Here is a 17,469-nt window from a genome sequence, read left to right on the forward strand (position 1 = left end):
CTGCGGCTTTGCTGCATTGCTTTGCGACGACAAATTGCGTTAAACGACGCCCATGAAAAGCCCCAACGCCTCCCCACCCACGCCTAAAATGTCACCCTTTGTAACGATAGGTATCATTGGCGTCATCATTTTGCTTGATCAGGTGAGCAAATATTGGGTCCTCAATCATTTGGACCTATTAAGGCTTGGGAAGATTGAGTTATCTTCGATTTTCGATCTTACCATGGTTTGGAATTATGGGGTCAGCTTTGGCGCGCTCAAAGCCCATGCCGATTGGCAGCGTTGGGGCTTGGTTGGACTTTCTGCGATCATCGCCTGTGTTTTTGCCGCTTGGTTATTCAAAGCAGAACGGCGTCAGACCGCCCTTGCCCTAGCTCTAGTCATTGGTGGCGCGATCGGAAACATGGTGGATCGCATCCGATTTGGCGCAGTGGCGGACTTTTTAGATTTCTCGGGTTTCTTTTTCCCTTGGGTGTTTAATGTGGCCGACGCGGCCATCACCATTGGCGCGATCCTTTTGGCGATTGATATGCTGATGAATCCAGATAATCCGCCACAATCGAAACAAAATCTTCCGCCAAAAGATGAAACCTCGCCCCCCACGGCGTGAACAGCTGGACCCCATGCGGGCTTATCGCTAAGGCAGAGCCCGATTACAACACCGCGTCAGCCAGAGATGGCGGAGATTGCGGCCAATTGAAAGACGGAGCGAAGTGGTGAAAACAAGCTTTTATGGCCTTTTAGCGATCACAAGTTTGGCTGCACTCTCCTTGGGTGGCTGCACCAGTGTGCGTCAAGCCCTTGGTAGCGAGAAGACGGCACCCGATGAATTTCGCGTTGTCTCCAAGGCGCCCTTGGTTGTACCCCCTGAGTTTAACCTGCGTCCACCACGTCCCGGCGAAGCCCGCCCGATGGAGCTGCGTGCTGATTTGCAAGCCCGTAGCGCTGTTTTTGGGGTACAATTGGGTACCAGTGCTAGTGAGGGCGAGCGTTTGTTGATTGAAAAAGCTGGCGGTACCAATGCCGATCCTAGGATTCGCGCCGTGATAGATGAGGAAACAGGTGGTGTCTCGCGCAAGCCGACCAAGTTTGCCGATCAAGTTCTGGGTCTGGTACGACAACCCGCGGCCCCAAATAGCGATCCATTATTGGCTGAAACCGAAGCTGAACGTCAACGCTTAGAGCAAAAAGCAATCCGCAACGCCACAGGCGGCCAACCAGTAAGCATTCAGCAAAATAAGCCGCGCGGGTTCAAACTGCCTGGAATGTAAATGTGTGCAAGGCTGGTCGTCTCGCCCAGTAAAGCGCATAGGTACGCTATGATCATTGCCCGCCTTCCCCCCGAAGCCATCAACCAAATTGCTGCGGGTGAAGTCATTGAACGCCCAGCAGCGGCCGTCAAGGAATTGGTTGAGAATGCACTTGACGCAGGTGCCTCTTTAATCCGTGTCTTGGCACAAGAGGGTGGCATCCATCGGCTGCTGGTTGAAGACGATGGGCATGGCATGGTGCCCGATCAATTGCTTTTGGCTGTAGAGCGTCATGCCACCTCCAAACTCATACCCAATAGCAATGGCACCTTAGACCTTCTCTCTATCACAACCATGGGCTTTCGCGGCGAAGCTTTGCCCTCTATCGGTGCGATTGCCCGCATGAGCATCACCTCCAAAGTGACTGGTAGCGACCAGGCTTGGGTGTTGCATGTTGAGGGTGGGCAGGTGACAGGGCCAGATCCAGCTCCTTGGCCCAATAAGTACTCAGGAACGCGGGTTGAAGTCCATGATCTCTTTTATGCCACTCCCGCTCGTCTTAGTTTTCTAAAATCGCCCCGTGCTGAAACACTTGCGATTTCTGATATGGTTCGCAGATTAGCTTTAGCGCGCCCAGATGTGGCCTTTAGCTTGGATTTAGACGGGCGTTCGAGCCTGCGCGTAGTGCCTGAAGGGTCGGACAAAGCGAGCCAGCGCGCGGCGCGGGTCGCAGCCATTTTGGGTCAAAATGCCGCCGCGGATGCTTTGATGATTGATAGCGAGCGCGCAGAGATCCGTTTGACGGGTTTGGCAGGCTTGCCAACAGCCGCACGTAGTGATGCCCGCCATCAGCATTTATTCGTCAATGGCCGCCCAGTAAAAGACCCACTTCTAAAAGGTGCTGCGCGTGCGGCCTATCAAGATGTGTTAGCGCGCGACCGTCATCCGGTTTTGGCCTTATTTTTGGATATGGACCCAAAGCTCGTTGATGTGAATGTGCATCCTGCTAAGACCGAAGTGAGGTTTCGAGATGCCGCTTTGGTTCGCGGCCTTGTCATTGGCGCACTGCGCCATGCACTGGGGTCAGCGGGTGTTCGTAGTTCTGAGAGTTTGGGGCAAGCAACTTTGGGGGCACTTGGTGTGGCGGCATCTAATTCTTCGCCTTGGCCCATGCCCGCACGCATGTATGGTGGCTATCAGTCCGGTATGATTGAGGCTGGAAGCGAAACGGCTTCCCTATGGCGTGGCCTTGCTGAGCCTATGGCGAAATCCACTTACGGCATGGGTGACCAAACAGAAGTAGGCCACCACCTAGAACATAATGAAGACATTACACACTATCCCTTAGGGGCCGCCAAGGCACAGCTTCATGCAACCTATATTATTGCGGAAACGAAAGATGGCTTGGTGATCATTGACCAACACGCCGCCCATGAGCGCTTAACTTTGGAGCGCATGAAAGCTGCCCTAGCTGGCCAAGGCATCACCCGCCAACCCAATCTAATCCCAGACATTGTTGAGATGGAAGAAGGCGATTGTGAGCGCTTGTTAAGCCGGGCTGAAGAGCTCGTTGGCTTTGGCTTGGTGTTAGAGGGCTTTGGGCGCGGTGCCATTGCCGTCTCTGAAACCCCGGCTATCTTGGGCAAGATCAATACCCAGAAGCTCTTAAAAGACCTCGCCGATGATTTGGCCGCCTTTGATGAGGCTTTAACCTTAAAGGAGCGCATCGATGAAGTGCTCGCTACCATGGCCTGTCATGGCTCGGTCCGCGCTGGGCGGCAGTTAAGTGGCGAGGAGATGAATTTCTTGTTGCGTGAAATGGAGCGCACGCCGCGTTCTGGCCAATGCAATCATGGCCGGCCCACCTTTGTGAAGCTAGCATTGACCGATATTGAGCGCCTATTTGGTCGCAAATGAGGTGTGACAATTCGCTGCGATGCCAGAAGCGCTTCCCGCTGGCGCAATCCTAGCTTATGAAGCCCATCATGGCGCATTTTTCGATGCAGTTCGGGCGAACTGAACACGGCAAAACCTATCTAGAACGACCCAGTGTGTATGGTCTTTGTACGCGAAATGATGAAAAGATTGCGCTGGTTAGGATTGGCACAATTGATCGTCATGTTTATGATCTCCCAGGTGGCGGTGTTGAAAGTGGAGAAAGCGATGCAGAAGCCGTAGTGCGCGAATTTGACGAAGAAACTGGCTTAACGGTTTGGCCGACGCGCCAATTATGCCGTGCCGGTCAATTCTGGATCAACCAAGGCACGCCCACGAATTCGCTGTGTTCTTTCTTTGAAGTGGAACTCACCGCCACCGATGGCAGGCCCAGTGAGCCCGATCATCAATTGGTTTGGACCAGCATGGATGAGGCGATGCGCAAAGTGCGACATGATGCCCATAGTTGGGCAATCCTGTTGTGGCTACGTGAACGGCGTAATGGTGAACGGGGACGCGACTGATCATGGGTTCAAAGTGGAGCAAAAGCCAATGAACCCGCAAGGTCCTTCACCCCGCGCGCCCTTTCCAAAGCGGCATTTACTTCAAATTAGCGATCTCAATCGTCTTGAAGCGCTTGAACTGATCGCCCGCGCAGAAACCTTCTTGCCCTTTACCCAAGCGCGTGAGAAAAAGCTTTCGACCCTTAAAGGACGCACCTTAGTCAATCTATTCTTTGAAAACTCCACCCGCACCCAAGCCTCTTTTGAGCTGGCGGGGAAGCGCATGAGTGCAGACACCGTCAATATGTCGGTTAAAACATCTTCTGTCGCTAAAGGGGAAACGCTGCTTGATACAGCTGCGTCCCTCAATGCGATGGGCCCAGATCTTTTGGTGGTGCGCCATGGCGCTTCCGGGGCTGCGCAATTATTGGCCCGTAAAGTCGGCTGTAGCGTGATCAATGCCGGGGATGGGACCCACGAGCACCCAACCCAAGCTTTGCTGGATGCTTTGACCCTCAAACGCTCTTTCGGCCAGGTTGAGGGTTTAATCATTGCGATATGTGGCGACATTTTGCATTCTCGTGTCGCGCGCTCGAATGTAATCCTGTTATCGATGTTGGGTGCGCGGGTGCGCTTAATCGCGCCACCGACTTTGATGCCAGCGCAGGTTGAGCGCTGGGGCTGTGAGATTTATCACTCTATGAGGCAAGGCTTAGAGGGCGTTGATGTGGTGATGATGCTGCGCCTACAGCTGGAACGGATGGATGGCGTATTTGTGCCCTCAGCGCGCGAATATTTTCGCTTTTATGGGCTGGACGCACGCAAGCTGGCGTTTGCTTCGAAACACGTCAAAGTTATGCATCCAGGCCCGATGAACCGGGGTGTGGAGATTGATTCTGATATTGCCGATGATCCCCGGGTATCGCTAATTGTGGATCAGGTTGAATCAGGAGTAGCGGTGCGCATGGCCGTGCTGGAAGCCTTAGCCAGCCATGGTGCCAATGGGGTGCAAGGCGATGACTGAACCCCGGATCCATTTTTTCAACGCCCGCTTGGTTGATCCAGCCAGCCAATTTGATGGCTCAGGCGAAGTGATGGTCGCGGGCGATAAAATTGTTGCGGTCGGGCCGCATGTAAGGCCTGAGCCCGGCGCGACCCGTGTCGATTGCGGCGGCCATGCCTTAATGCCAGGCTTAATTGACTTGCACGTCTCAACCGGGGAGCCAGGCGAAGAACATCGCGAGACCTTAAAGACGGCTGGAAAAGCTGCCGTCGCAGGTGGGGTTACCACCATGGTACTGCAACCTGACACCCAAACTGTGATTGATGATGCAGCTTTGGTTGACTTTATCGTCCGTCGTGGCCGCGACCATTCGTTAGCGCGGGTTTTGGCGGCCGGTGCTTTGACCCTTGGCCTCAAGGGTGAGCGGATCGCCGAATTTGGCCTGATGGCTGAAGCTGGTGCTGTCATGTTCACCAATAGCGATCATCCAGTTGTCAGCAGCCGCACGATGCAGCGCTGCATGGCTTATGCGACCGCTTTTGATGTGCTGATTACCTCGCGGCCAGAAGATGCCTTTCTGGCCGATGGCGGCATGATGAACCAAGGTGAATTTGCCTCCAGACTGGGCTTAGCGGGTATTGCCGATGTTGCTGAAACCATAGCAGCCGACCGCGATATCCAATTGGCGCAACTCACTGGATCACGATTGTTATTGGATATGATCTCATGCGAGGCGACCTTAGGACGCATAGCAATGGCTAGGGATCAGGGCGTAAAGATAAAAGCATCGGTTAGTGTGCATCATTTGACTTTGAACGAAAGCGATGTGGGGGATTATAGAACCTTCGCCAAGCTCGCCCCACCCTTGCGTAGCGAACAGGACCGTTTAGCCCTGGTTGAAGGCGTCAAGTCAGGTTTGATCGATGCGATTGTATCTGGCCATGACCCCCGCCCCGCCGAGCAAAAACGCCTCCCCTTTGATGAGGCCGCCTTTGGAGCCAGCGCACTTGAAACCCTCCTTCCAGCAGCGTTGATCCTTTATCATGAAGGCCTGATCGAACTGGTTGAGTTAATAGGGGCTTTGACTTTTGGCCCGGCGCAGATTTTAGGCCTGCCTCAGGGGCGCATTGCCGCTGGTACGCCTGCCGATTTAATCTTGGTTGATTTAGGCTTCCCGATCCGTTTTGATGCCAGCGCCATGCTTTCAAAGTCCAAAAACTCCCCCTATGATGGCCGAACCATGCAAGGTAAAGTCAAAGCAACCTGGGTCGGGGGCAAAAAAGTATACAGTGCTGCCGATTAAGTCTTGAACCTATACATCATTGGAAGCTTCATGGATTATTTGATTGCAATTTTGGGTGGCTATCTCTTGGGCTCCATCCCGTTTGGTATCCTTTTGACGCGGCTGGCGGGATTGGGCGATTTGCGCCAAGTGGGTTCAGGCAATATTGGTGCCACCAATGTATTACGAACCGGGCGCAAAGATGTTGCGCTGGCTACGCTCATTTTAGATGCGGCCAAGGCCGCTACCGCTCTAACTTTAGCTGGCCATTATCTAGGCAGTCCGAGTAATCCCAATCTAGACGTGGGCTTTTGCGCGGGAGCAAGCGCCCTACTTGGCCATTGCTTTCCAATCTGGCTGAAGTTTTGCGGTGGCAAAGGGGTGGCGACCTTTTTTGGTACATTGCTGATCGGCATGTGGCCGGTTGGGGTTTTGGTTGGTGGCCTTTGGCTCGCCACTGCTTATACATTTCGGTATTCGTCCTTGAGTGCGTTGGTGTCGTCTGCCGCCGCGCCACTGATCGCAGTGGTTTTTCATATCAGCCCTATCGGGGTTGGGGCAACGCTTTTCATGTCGCTTATAGTATGGATCAGGCATCGCGAGAACATCGCCCGCCTGATCAAGGGTGAAGAGCCACACATTGGCAAACATTGAGCATGCAAGCACGTCAGTCTTTAAGCGCTAAGGAAAAGCGGGATTGGGTTCGCTTGGCCCGTGGCGACGGCATTGGTCCTGTCACCTTCTTTGGACTTGTCTCCCGATTTGGAACCCCAAGCGCTGCACTATCGGCCCTGCCCGATCTCCTTAAACACGGTCGCGGTAAAGCAATTGCTTTGGTTTCCAATGACCAGATAGAAGATGAAATCGCAGCCACCCATGCCCGCGGTGGAACAATTATTGCAGCTTGTGAACCCCTTTTTCCTAAGGGTCTGGCCGCTTTGACACCACCCCCACCCATCATCAGCGCGTGCGGGCAGCTTGACCTCTTACAAAAAAATATGGTCGCCATTGTGGGCGCGCGCAATGCCTCTGCCGCCGGTTTACGTTTAGCGCGCGAGTTTGCCGGCGGATTAGGCCAAGCAGGTTATATCATCGTTTCAGGTATGGCGCGTGGCATTGACGGTGCCGCCCATCATGCAAGCCTTTCCACAGGTACCATCGGTGTGCTTGCGGGTGGTCTTGACCATATCTATCCTCCCGAACATGAAACTCTTTATCATCAGATCCGCGAAGACGGGGTCTTGGTCTCAGAAAGCCCTTTATTTGCCAAAGTGCATGCCCGCGATTTTCCACGACGCAATCGCATCATCTCCGGGTTAAGTCTTGCCACCTTGATCGTGGAGGCTGAAGCCCGCTCTGGTTCTTTGATCACCGCACGTTTTGCTGCCGAACAAGGACGCGAAGTCATGGCGGTACCCGGTTCACCACTTGATCCCCGAGCCGCAGGCCCCAACAGCCTGATTAAGGATGGGGCACATTTGGTTAGCAGTGTAGAGGACATTCTTGAATGTCTTGGCAGCGCAATGGGCTTTCAAGAGGAAAAAATAGTGCCCTATCTGCATGCCACAACCGGTATCGCCATCGACCCTGAAGCATTAGACCGCGTAGAAGCCTTATTATCTCCTGTTCCCATAAGTCTAGCCGATCTTGCTACCGATACTGGCCTGCCTTGGCGTACCATCGCTGCCATTGTAGTTGAGTTGGAATTAAGTGGTCGTGCAGTTACGCAAGCTGGGGGTCTGGTTTCAAGCCCAGTTTAACCAAGCGATCATGATGCTTTGCACGACGCGCTTCTGATGCGGCAGCGCGCAAACATGCCGCCACAGCCTCCATTCCAGCTGACTCGCTTAATTGCTCGAGTTCCAAAGCAAGGTTACGGACAAAATCAGCAACCTCTTGGAGGTCTTTTTCACTGGCGCGGTCAAGTGTCTTTGGTGCATTTGGCATGGAACAGGGTCCACCTTAGAGTTATCAGTTGTCTTATCCTGTAATTTATAGTTGTACCATCGTATCCAAGAGCGTCAAGGTCCATTACACTTGGTTTTGTGCAAAGCCATTGACATAAGTCTCAAGCAACGACACCTGCGCTCTTTAAGCCCTGTATCTCCATGGGCTGTATTCAAGTTTGATAAGTGAACCATGCATCTCGTCGTTGTTGAATCACCTGCTAAAGCCCGGACCATTAACAAGTATCTAGGGAGCCATTATGATGTGGTTGCCAGTTTTGGCCATGTCCGCGATTTGCCATCCAAGGATGGGTCAGTACGGCCCGACGATGATTTTGCGATGGTTTGGGAGGCAGACACCAAAGGGGCAGCACGTATTCGCGATATCGCAGAACGGATGAAAAAGGCTGATAGTTTGATACTTGCCACCGACCCTGATCGGGAAGGCGAAGCCATATCCTGGCACTTACTTGAAGCGCTGCGCACCAAAAAGGTTTTGAAAGATAAAGCCATCTCGCGGGTTACCTTCAATGCCATTACTAAGGATGCTGTACTCCATGCCATGGCAAACCCGCGCCAGATCAATCAAGAATTGGTGGATGCCTATCTTGCACGACGCGCCTTAGATTATCTGGTTGGTTTTAATTTATCGCCCGTCTTGTGGCGCAAGCTACCTGGATCACGTTCTGCGGGTCGCGTGCAATCTGTTGCGCTGCGCTTGGTTGTTGAACGTGAGATGGAGATTGAGCGCTTCAAAGCACGCGAGTATTGGACTGTGGCAGCGCAAGCCAAGGCCGATATCGGCAACGCATTTGAAGCTCGATTATTCAGTTTAGACGGTAAGAAACTTGATAAATTTGATTTAGGTGATGAGGCCACAGCCCTTGCAGCCAAAGCCGCTGTGATTGCGGGCGAGTTTAAAGTCGCAAGCCTTGAAGCTAAACCCCTCAAACGCTCTCCCGCGCCCCCTTTTACCACCTCAACCTTGCAGCAAGAAGCCAGTCGCAAGTTGGGTTTTAATGCCCAACGTACCATGCAGGTTGCCCAAAAACTCTATGAAGGGGTTGATATTGGCGGAGAGGCGGTTGGCCTGATCACCTATATGCGGACCGATGGGGTGGCAATGGACCAAGCGGCGCTGATGGCGTGTCGCGCTGTGATCGGGGATCGGTTTGGTAGTGAATATGTCCCCGAAAAGCCACGTTTCTACAGCTCGAAAGCCAAGAATGCCCAAGAAGCCCACGAAGCCATCCGCCCAACCGATCCCCAGCGTCATCCATCCAAATTAAAGCTCGAAGGCGATATGGCGCGGCTCTATGACCTCATTTGGAAGCGCGCCATTGCAAGCCAGATGGAACAAGCCATTGTCGAGCGTACAACCATTGATCTGGTGGATGCCAAAGGGCGCGCGGGCCTGCGCGCAACAGGTCAAGTCATTCTGTTTGATGGGTTTTTAGCACTCTATCAAGAAGGGCGTGATGATGAAGAAGACGAAGATAACCGCAGACTTCCAACTTTAAAAGCAGGCGATCGCGTCAAGGTGACCGATACCGCCGCAACCCAACATTTCACTGAGCCGCCACCGCGATATTCAGAAGCCACTTTGGTCAAAAAATTAGAGGAGCTGGGTATTGGCCGCCCATCCACCTATGCGTCTGTTCTGACGGTCTTGCGTGACCGCGACTATGTCCACATGGATAAAAACCGTTTCATTCCAGACGATAAAGGTCGCTTGGTTACCGCGTTCTTGGAAAATTTCTTTGCTAAATATGTTGAGTATGATTTTACTGCCGCTTTGGAACAGCGCTTAGACTTAGTCTCGTCCGGCGATTTGGGTTGGCGGATTTTATTGCAGGAATTCTGGGAGGATTTCTCCAAAGCGATCGCTGACATGGGCGAATTGCGCACAACCCAGGTATTAGACGCGATCAACGAATCGCTTGGGCCTCACATCTTTCCTGATAAAGGCGATGGCAGTGACCCGCGCGCCTGCCCTTCTTGTGCGGATGGCCGGATATCACTCAAAACCAGTAAGTTTGGGGCCTTTATCGGTTGCTCAAACTATCCCAATTGCCGCTATACCCGCCAATTGAGCACGCAGGCCATTGAGGGCGACACCGCGAGCGGCGACAAGTTGCTGGGCAGCGATCCAGAGACAGGGTTAGATATATTTTTGCGGGCTGGCCGCTTTGGGCCCTATGTCCAATTAGGTGATGGCGACAAGCCTAAGCGCTCATCGGTGCCCAAAGGCTGGGCGGTGTCTGATATTGATTTTGAAAAAGCGCTTCAATTATTGTCCTTGCCGCGCACAGTTGGGGTTCACCCCGAAGATAATGAGCCGATTTACGCCAATTTAGGCCGGTTTGGGCCCTATGTGCAGCATGGGAAGACCTATGCTAATATCGGCACGGTTGAGGATGTGTTTGAGATTGGGCTAAATCGCGCTGTCAGTGTCCTCGCCGAAAAGCGTGCCGGTGGCGGGCGGACACAACGCGCGGCAGCAACGGCTTTACAGGAATTTGCGCCTACCACCCCAGATGGTCCTAGGATTAAAGTCATGGCAGGGCGTTATGGGCCCTACGTCACCGACGGGACAACCAATGCGACCTTGCCCAAGGGGGCTGATCCAGCGACCATCACGCTAGAAGCCGCCACCACCCTAATTGAGGCGCGCATCGCCGTCGTTGGCGTTGGCAAAAAGAAGCCCGCGACCAAAAAAGCAGGTGCCAAGGCTACAGCGACTAAAAAAGCCCCTGCTAAAAAGGCAGCAGCAAAAAAGCCAGCGGCAAAAAAGCCTGCAGCTAAGAAGGCTGCCAAAGCATGAAAATGAAGGGCCGAGGTAACGGCCAAAAGAATAAGGCACAAAAAAAACATGTCGCGCACCTTGGCCTTGGCGTGCCAGATAAAGCAACTTTGCTGGCCTTTCTCAATCAGTCCAAAACCAGCCTTGCCCCGCGCGACATTGCCAAGGCATTTGGCATCAAGGGGGAAGATAAGCGGGCTTTAAAAGCCTTGTTGCGCGAGTTGGCCGATAGCGGTGAGATTGCTAAAACCGGACGAAAAGCGGTGGCCAGCCAAGCCGTCCCCCCAAGTGGCGGTCTGTTTCAAGTGATTGAGATCAATACAGATGGTGAGCCTCTAGCACGCGCACTGGGCCGTGATGATTACGCCTTTGGCCCTATGGTCCGTTTAGCCCACTCCAAACCCAAGATGCACCATGATGGCCCGCCACCGGGTGTGGGTGACCGCTTTATCGGCAAGACCCGTCAAACCCATGATGGCGAGTATGAAGTCAACGTCATCAAGCGGCTGGGCCGGGTTATTGAAAAGACTTTTGGTGTATTTCTGGCAAGCGATCATCGGCTTGGCCAAGCAGGCTCTGGTGGCGGGCGCATTCAGCCTGCCGATAAGAAATTGCGCCATGAACTCCAGGTCGCACCTGAACATGCAAAGGGGGCAAAAAACGGAGATCTTGTCGCCGCGCGCCTGTTGCCCCATCGTGGCTTTGGCCCCAAAAAGGCCGAGATTATTGAGATTTTCGGGTATAGCGAAGACCCAAAGGCCGCTTCCATCCTGGCCATTGCCGCCCATTCCATCCCGATGGGCTTCAACGTGGAAGAGGAAGAAGAAGCGCAGCGCGCTGGCCCTGCTTCCTTAAATGCGCGCGAGGATTTACGCCATATTCCTTTGGTCACCATCGACCCTGAAGACGCACGCGATCATGATGATGCTGTCTATGCAGAAGCTTTGCCCGACGGCGGGCATAAGATTTTGGTCGCGATTGCCGATGTGGCTTTTTATGTGACCCCTGGCTCTGCCTTGGATGAAGGGGCGTTGCTGCGCGGCAATTCGGTCTATTTTCCTGACCGCGTGGTACCGATGCTGCCCGAACGTCTTTCCGCCGATTTATGCTCTTTAAAGCAGGGCGAAGTGCGACCCTGTTTGGCGCTAGAAATCCTGATTGATGCGCAAGGTATCAAGCAAAGCCATCGATTTTTTCGTGGCCTAATGAAAAGTGCGGCAAGCCTCACCTATCGGCAAGCCCAATCGGCCATTGATGGCTTGCCCGATGACATTACGGGGCCTTTGCTTGAGCCCGTTTTAAACCCACTTTGGGCCGCCTATCGCGCGTTGGAAAAAGCCCGCACCTTGCGCGAGCCGTTAGAAATAAATAGCCCAGAGCGCAAAATCGTGCTATCATCGGAAGGCAAGGTCATTTCGATTGCTTTGGCAGACCGCTTTGATGCGCATCGCCTGATCGAAGAAATGATGATCTTATCCAATGTATGTGCGGCCGAAACGCTGGAAGACAAGCGCTCCCCCTTGATTTACCGCGTCCATGACCAGCCCAGCGCCGCAAAACTCGCAGCCTTGGGGGATTTTTTAGCCAGCGTGGGTTTTAAATGGGCAAAAGGGCAGCCGCCAACGCCTGTACGGTTTAACAAGATTTTGACGCTTGCGGCACCGACTGAAAACGCCGAAATGATCAATGAGATCGTGCTGCGAACTCAAGCCCAGGCGATTTATGATACTAATAATATTGGTCATTTCGGACTAAACTTGCGTAAATATGCCCATTTTACTTCACCTATTCGCCGATATGGCGATTTGATTGTCCATCGCGCTTTGATCAGCGCACTCAACTTGGGACTTGATGGCCTGAAGTCTCAAAGTCTTGATGAGCTTAAACGCATCGCCCAAATGATCACAACAACCGAGCGCCGCGCCATGGCCGCTGAACGCGATGCTACCGACCGCTATGTTGCAGCCTTTTTGTCTGAGCGTGTGGGCGCTATCTTTGATGGACGTATCACCAGCGTCAATCGATTTGGCTTGTTTGTGCGCCTTGTCGAAACAGGCGGCGATGGGTTGATTCCTGTGATGCGCTTGGGGTCTGAATATTTTCATCATGATGAGGCGGGCCATGCCTTGATTGGCTCTGAAACCGGGGACCGCTGGGAATTGGGGGCCAAGGTTCAAGTGCGCTTGATGGAAGCGGTTCCTGTCTCTGGCGGGCTTTTGTTTGACATGGTAAGCGCAGCCAAGATTGGCCCGGTACCCAGCCGTCGTGCCCTTCGTGGGCCACAACGCGCGACTACCCCGCGAAAAGTCGGCGGCCCACCACGCGGCGTAGCGCGGCGGCGCTGAAATCTTAGTTGTCAGTCTCTGCGGGTTTTGGATCGCCCATCTTCACCAACAAAGCGCCAACATAATAGAGTATAATCAAAGGGATGGCCAAAGAAATTTGACTGATCACATCAGGGGGGGTCACAATCGCTGCCACGACAAAAATGCCAAAGATCGCATAACGGCCGTTATCGAGCCAAGTTTGCCCGTCCACAATCCCAGCTCGGCCCAAAAGTAATTGTACGATGGGAAGCTGGAAACAAGCCCCAAAGCCCAAAATCAAAGTGGTGATGGTACCAACATATTCAGATATTTTACCTTGATAGACAACACTGACCGCCCCAATTCCGGGGGTAAGCTCTTGACGCAATGAAAACTCCATAACAAACGGCATCACCACAAAATAAGCCATGGCACCACCCATGCAGAACAGAACCGGAGCCATCAGTAAAAAGGGTGTGAAGGCACGTTTCTCATGACTATAAAGGCCAGGGGCGACAAAGCGGTAGAGCTGAAAAGAAATCATCGGGAATGCAATGCACAACCCGCCAAACATGGCGACTTTTATCTGGGTCAAAAAGGTTTCCAATGGTGCCGTAAAAATCAAGCCCATACCAGATTTGAGGGCTTGGGCCCCTTTCACCTTCATCACCGCCGTCTCATAGGGGATCAACAAGCCTTGCAGGATTAAGTGCCACACTGAGAAACAGATCATAAATCCGATCGCAATCGCGCCAACACACCAAATCAATCGATCCCGTAGCTCGATCAAATGCTCCAACAATGGGGCGCGCGTCGCTTCAATGGCCGCTTCATCGGGTGTTAATGGGGCGTCGGCTTGGGTATGGGGAACCAGATCATTCACGACGCTTTTGCCTCAGGATTGTTGGTTAAGCGCGGCGTGCGTCCCTTTTTAAGGGTGGGCGCTGGTTCCAACACAGGCTCATGGGCAAGCATGGGTTCGACTTCAGCATGTCTGGCTTTGCGCACTCGCTTTGGTTGGGGCGCATCAGGCTTAGCTGTGGTATTAATAGCCTCCTTAGACGGGCTATGTTCAGCTATCTTCGGTGGTTCGCTCGAACCATAAGGCATGATAGGCGCATAGGGATCAATGCCAGTTTCAAACGGCTTGGTCAGTTCGTCCTTAATCTCCTGCAACGGATTTTGGTTGCGCAGCGCTTCAACTTCTTTGCGCAATTCATCCAATTCCGATTGGCGCGCCATTTCATCAAAATTGGCACGAAAATCAGCAGCCATTCCGCGTAAGCGCGCGGTCCATTGGCCCGCTTTACGCATCAGCCCAGGCAATTGCTTTGGCCCGACGACAATTAAAGCAATAGTGCCAATGACGGCCAGCTCCGGTAAGCCGATTGAATCAAACATGGATGAGGACTCCTGACCCCAAACTTAGAGGTCAAAAACAGAATTAAGCTTCGGTCTTGGACTTAGTCTTTGCCTTCACATCAATGGTGTTGGTGTCATTGACTTTGGCGGCTTCACTTGCCGCTGCCGTTGGCTCTTCAGATAGACCTTTGCGAAAGCCTTTAATGCCTTCAGCTGCATCTTTCATAATTGAAGACAGTTTCCCACGCCCGCCGAAAACCAGCAAAGCCACACCCGCAACAATCAGCCAATGCATTAGACTCATACTGCCCATCCTATTCTCCGTTCAGCTGATCCGCCCAAAACAGGGCCCATTAGAAGCTCTTAAGCTAGCATGAAACAGCTTGCCAGCCACTAAATGCAAACTATGCGGCGTTGATGCAAGCTTTTATCCCCTACACTGAAATTACGGCTCAAAAAAGTCTTGTGTGAAATCGACATCTGCCCCGTCATTAAGCTCATAGTCGGTTTCATCATCGCCACCAGGTGCTGAAATTGGGCGTGGAATTTCAAAATCGGGCGGCAAACGTGCATCTAATATGCCTTGGGCTTGCAGATCGGCTTTTCCTGGTAAATCCTCCAAACTCGCTAAATTAAACTGCGCCAAAAAATCCCTTGTAGTGCGGTAGGTTAAAGGCTTGCCTGGTGCTTGGCGGCGCGCACCGGCCCGCACCCACCCTATTTCCATTAAAAGATCCAAGGTTCCCCGCCCCACACCAACGCCGCGTATATCCTCAATATCAGAGCGCGTACAAGGCTGATGATAGGCAATGATGGCTAAGGTTTCGAGCGCTGCTTTGGATAGTTTTTTAGGCTCTTCACGGCGTTCTTCCATCAAAAACGCAAGGTCTGGTGCGGTTTGGAACCGCCACCCGCCCGCCACTTCAACCAATACGACCCCACGACCGACATAACGCCGCTTCAACCGCGCCAAGGCCCCGCCTACATCAGCCCCTTCTGGTAAGCGCGCAGCAATCGCAGAAGCGCGCACAGGTTGCGCACTCGCAAACAACAAAGCTTCAACCATGCGGTCAACATCAGGTGCTGGGTCGGCAGATAAATCGGCACGCGCCACCAAATCCAACTCAGGTTTTGCTCGCGCAAGACTGCGCACTGCCGCAGCAATGGCTTCAGGGGAAGTATCAATGTGGTTATCGTTTGGATCGCTTGCCATTAGAGCCCGACCTCCGCGCCTGCTTTAACATAAAGGGGCGCATCATGATCCAATTGGCGCACCGATAAGCGACCTTGCTTGGTTAATTCTAAGCTCGCTGCCAATAGGCTGGCATAGCGCGATGCAGCCGTAGGTGGGTTTTTGGCAAAGGCCGTAGCGGACGGGGCAAAGGTGCCTAAAGCTTGCCAATCCTTGGCGCGAGGTATCAGTTCCTCCAACCTTTTGCGCGCCTCATCAATCGAATAAACCGGCCAAGCTTTAACTTCATGCTTGGTTTCGAAACCGCGTACGCGCTGCATAGCATAGGCATGCAACAAGTCCAAGATGGTTGCTTCCCATAAAGGGATTTCGGTGACAGCGGTTTCTTCTGGTGCTCCACGGGTAAAAAAATCAAGCCCTTGTTGTGGGCGCTGATAAAGCGCATCAGCACTGGCACGCATCGCATCCAAGCGCGCTAAGCGCCAAGCCAAGTGTGCAGCGATATCTTCCACCGGCTCTTCGCCTTGTGGCCGCTCTTTTTTGGGCAATAACAAACGTGATTTAAGATACGCCAACCAAGCGGCCATCACCAAATAGTCAGCGGCCAAATCGATCCGCGACGAGCGCGCTGTCGCCACAAACTCCAAATATTGTTCCGCGAGCTTCAAAATCGACAGGCGACGCAAATCCACCTTCTGATCGCGGGCCAACCGCAATAGCACATGCAAGGGGCCTTCATAGCCGTCTAAATCCACACTGAAGGCCAAACTGGCTTCATGGACCTGCGCTAAAGCCGCTTCGAGGACATCAACACCGGCCATTACGCCCAAGCCTTCGTCGTAGGATCTGCACAGCCCATCTTGGATCGCGGCGGCCATAGGTAGCCTGTCAAAGCCGCATGGCGGGCAAGAACCTGCGTACAGTCAAACGCTATGCTAGGTTCGGTTGCATGGGATTGGGCACGTAATGCCCGCTTGAGAGCCTCGCCTTCAAGCGCCTTGGCCTCTTTCAAAATTGCCTCACGCGCAGCTAACGGCCGATGACATAGCATGGTAACATCACATCCTGCATCAAAGGCCCTACGAATCCTACTATCATCCGGCCCATCCAAAGCGCCCATGGATAAATCGTCGGTGATGAGAAGGCCAGAAAATCCAATCTCGCCCCGGATCCAATGCTTAATCACTGCTGCCGATAGGCTGGCAGGTTGGTCAGGGTCCAAAGCTTTAAACGCCATATGCCCCACCATGCCAATGGGGGCTTCTTTCAAGGCCATGAACGGGGCGATATCGGCTCTAAGCGCCTTTTTTGAAGCGGTGATTTTCGGCAAAGCCTCATGGCTATCGAGGTGCGCTCTGCCTTGTCCAGGTAGATGCTTGATCACACCAACAACGCCAGCGCATTGAAGTCCATCCAAAGCGGCTTGCCCTAAGCTTGCAACACAAGCTGGTTCGCTGGAAAAGGCCCGATCCCCAATGGCGTGGTGCGCGCCCGCAACCCGCAAATCTAAGCATGGCACGCAATTGGCACTCAGCCCAACCGCGCGCAACATATATCCCGCGAGTTGGTGGTGCAGCTGGCACGCTTCGATAGCCTGCTCGTGACTGTCAGACCATAATGCACCATAAAGCGCTAATGGCGGTAGGTGCGGCCAGATTGGTGGGCCAAGGCGCTGCACCCGCCCACCTTCTTGATCGATGAAGATCAGACAATTTCGGCCCACGGCCGCACGCAAATCCTTACAAAGCGCTGAAATTTGCTCTGGAGTCTCACAATTGCGACCAAACAGGATAAAGGCCCAAGGGTCGGTTTGTGCGAACAGATGCTTCTCACCAAGTGTGAGTTTCAGACCATCCACATCTGCAATAAAGGCGACAGTCATGGTGG

At 53.2% G+C, this 17,469-nt stretch carries 17 protein-coding genes; 10 read left to right on the forward strand and 7 right to left on the reverse strand.

The genetic code is table 11. From position 1 onward, the window contains the following. Positions 1-52 precede the first annotated feature (52 nt). The 8 genes from lspA to dprA all read left to right on the forward strand — a co-directional run bounded on the left by lspA (position 53) and on the right by dprA (position 7,733). Positions 53-610: a signal peptidase II gene (gene lspA / locus PsB1_RS08515; protein WP_284360449.1), complete on the forward strand. Its 558-nt coding sequence runs from the start codon at positions 53-55 to the stop codon at positions 608-610. A 106-nt stretch (positions 611-716) separates the two neighbouring features. Continuing rightward, a complete protein-coding gene (locus PsB1_RS08520) occupies positions 717-1,271 on the forward strand; it encodes a DUF3035 domain-containing protein (RefSeq protein WP_284360450.1) in 555 nt (184 codons plus the stop codon). A 48-nt stretch (positions 1,272-1,319) separates the two neighbouring features. Then, positions 1,320-3,167: a DNA mismatch repair endonuclease MutL gene (gene mutL / locus PsB1_RS08525; protein ID WP_284360495.1), complete on the forward strand. Its 1,848-nt coding sequence runs from the start codon at positions 1,320-1,322 to the stop codon at positions 3,165-3,167. A 68-nt stretch (positions 3,168-3,235) separates the two neighbouring features. After that, a complete protein-coding gene (locus tag PsB1_RS08530) occupies positions 3,236-3,709 on the forward strand; it encodes an NUDIX domain-containing protein (protein ID WP_284360451.1) in 474 nt (157 codons plus the stop codon). Between the two features lie 28 nt (positions 3,710-3,737). After that, positions 3,738-4,712 carry an aspartate carbamoyltransferase catalytic subunit gene (locus PsB1_RS08535; protein ID WP_284360452.1) on the forward strand — a complete coding sequence of 325 codons (975 nt, stop codon included), beginning with the start codon at positions 3,738-3,740 and terminating at the stop codon, positions 4,710-4,712. Further along, positions 4,705-5,994: a dihydroorotase gene (locus PsB1_RS08540; protein ID WP_284360453.1), complete on the forward strand. Its 1,290-nt coding sequence runs from the start codon at positions 4,705-4,707 to the stop codon at positions 5,992-5,994. The genes PsB1_RS08535 and PsB1_RS08540 overlap by 8 nt, the downstream gene beginning before the upstream one ends. Positions 5,995-6,024: 30 nt before the next feature. Beyond that, entirely contained in the window at positions 6,025-6,627 is a 603-nt protein-coding gene (gene plsY / locus PsB1_RS08545) for a glycerol-3-phosphate 1-O-acyltransferase PlsY (protein WP_284360455.1), read from the forward strand. A 2-nt stretch (positions 6,628-6,629) separates the two neighbouring features. Continuing rightward, positions 6,630-7,733, forward strand: a complete 1,104-nt coding sequence (dprA, locus tag PsB1_RS08550) for a DNA-processing protein DprA (protein WP_284360456.1) — start codon at positions 6,630-6,632, stop codon at positions 7,731-7,733. On the opposite strand, the gene PsB1_RS08555 is transcribed toward dprA, so the two are convergent. Next, positions 7,696-7,920, reverse strand: a complete 225-nt coding sequence (locus PsB1_RS08555; RefSeq protein WP_284360458.1) for a hypothetical protein — start codon at positions 7,918-7,920, stop codon at positions 7,696-7,698. The genes dprA and PsB1_RS08555 overlap by 38 nt on opposite strands. Before the next feature lie 192 nt (positions 7,921-8,112). Between PsB1_RS08555 and topA the strand changes: the two genes are divergently transcribed. After that, on the forward strand, positions 8,113-10,743 hold the full coding sequence (gene topA, locus PsB1_RS08560) for a type I DNA topoisomerase (protein ID WP_284360459.1): 2,631 nt from the start codon (positions 8,113-8,115) through the stop codon (positions 10,741-10,743). Beyond that, positions 10,740-13,067, forward strand: coding sequence for a ribonuclease R (gene rnr, locus PsB1_RS08565; protein ID WP_284360460.1), 2,328 nt, complete (start codon positions 10,740-10,742; stop codon positions 13,065-13,067). The genes topA and rnr overlap by 4 nt, the downstream gene beginning before the upstream one ends. Positions 13,068-13,071: 4 nt before the next feature. On the opposite strand, the gene tatC is transcribed toward rnr, so the two are convergent. The 6 genes from tatC to nagZ all read right to left on the reverse strand — a co-directional run bounded on the left by tatC (position 13,072) and on the right by nagZ (position 17,464). Beyond that, the gene (gene tatC, locus PsB1_RS08570) at positions 13,072-13,911 is read right to left on the reverse strand and encodes a twin-arginine translocase subunit TatC (protein WP_284360461.1); all 840 of its coding nucleotides are present in this window, start codon (positions 13,909-13,911) and stop codon (positions 13,072-13,074) included. Further along, positions 13,908-14,429 (reverse strand): Sec-independent protein translocase protein TatB, encoded by a 522-nt coding sequence (gene tatB / locus PsB1_RS11845; RefSeq protein WP_320412727.1) that lies wholly within the window; start codon positions 14,427-14,429, stop codon positions 13,908-13,910. The genes tatC and tatB overlap by 4 nt, the downstream gene beginning before the upstream one ends. A gap of 43 nt (positions 14,430-14,472) precedes the next feature. Continuing rightward, positions 14,473-14,703, reverse strand: a complete 231-nt coding sequence (locus tag PsB1_RS08580) for a twin-arginine translocase TatA/TatE family subunit (RefSeq protein ID WP_284360463.1) — start codon at positions 14,701-14,703, stop codon at positions 14,473-14,475. A gap of 132 nt (positions 14,704-14,835) precedes the next feature. Beyond that, positions 14,836-15,603, reverse strand: a complete 768-nt coding sequence (gene scpB / locus PsB1_RS08585; RefSeq protein WP_320412728.1) for an SMC-Scp complex subunit ScpB — start codon at positions 15,601-15,603, stop codon at positions 14,836-14,838. Beyond that, on the reverse strand, positions 15,603-16,403 hold the full coding sequence (locus PsB1_RS08590; protein WP_284360464.1) for a segregation and condensation protein A: 801 nt from the start codon (positions 16,401-16,403) through the stop codon (positions 15,603-15,605). The genes scpB and PsB1_RS08590 overlap by 1 nt, the downstream gene beginning before the upstream one ends. Then, entirely contained in the window at positions 16,403-17,464 is a 1,062-nt protein-coding gene (nagZ, locus tag PsB1_RS08595; protein WP_284360465.1) for a beta-N-acetylhexosaminidase, read from the reverse strand. Before nagZ ends, PsB1_RS08590 begins: the two co-directional genes overlap by 1 nt. Positions 17,465-17,469 lie beyond the last annotated feature (5 nt).

It is taken from the genome of Candidatus Phycosocius spiralis (assembly GCF_030158815.1).
In the GTDB taxonomy this organism is placed as follows: Bacteria; Pseudomonadota; Alphaproteobacteria; order Caulobacterales; family Aquidulcibacteraceae; genus Aquidulcibacter; species Aquidulcibacter spiralis.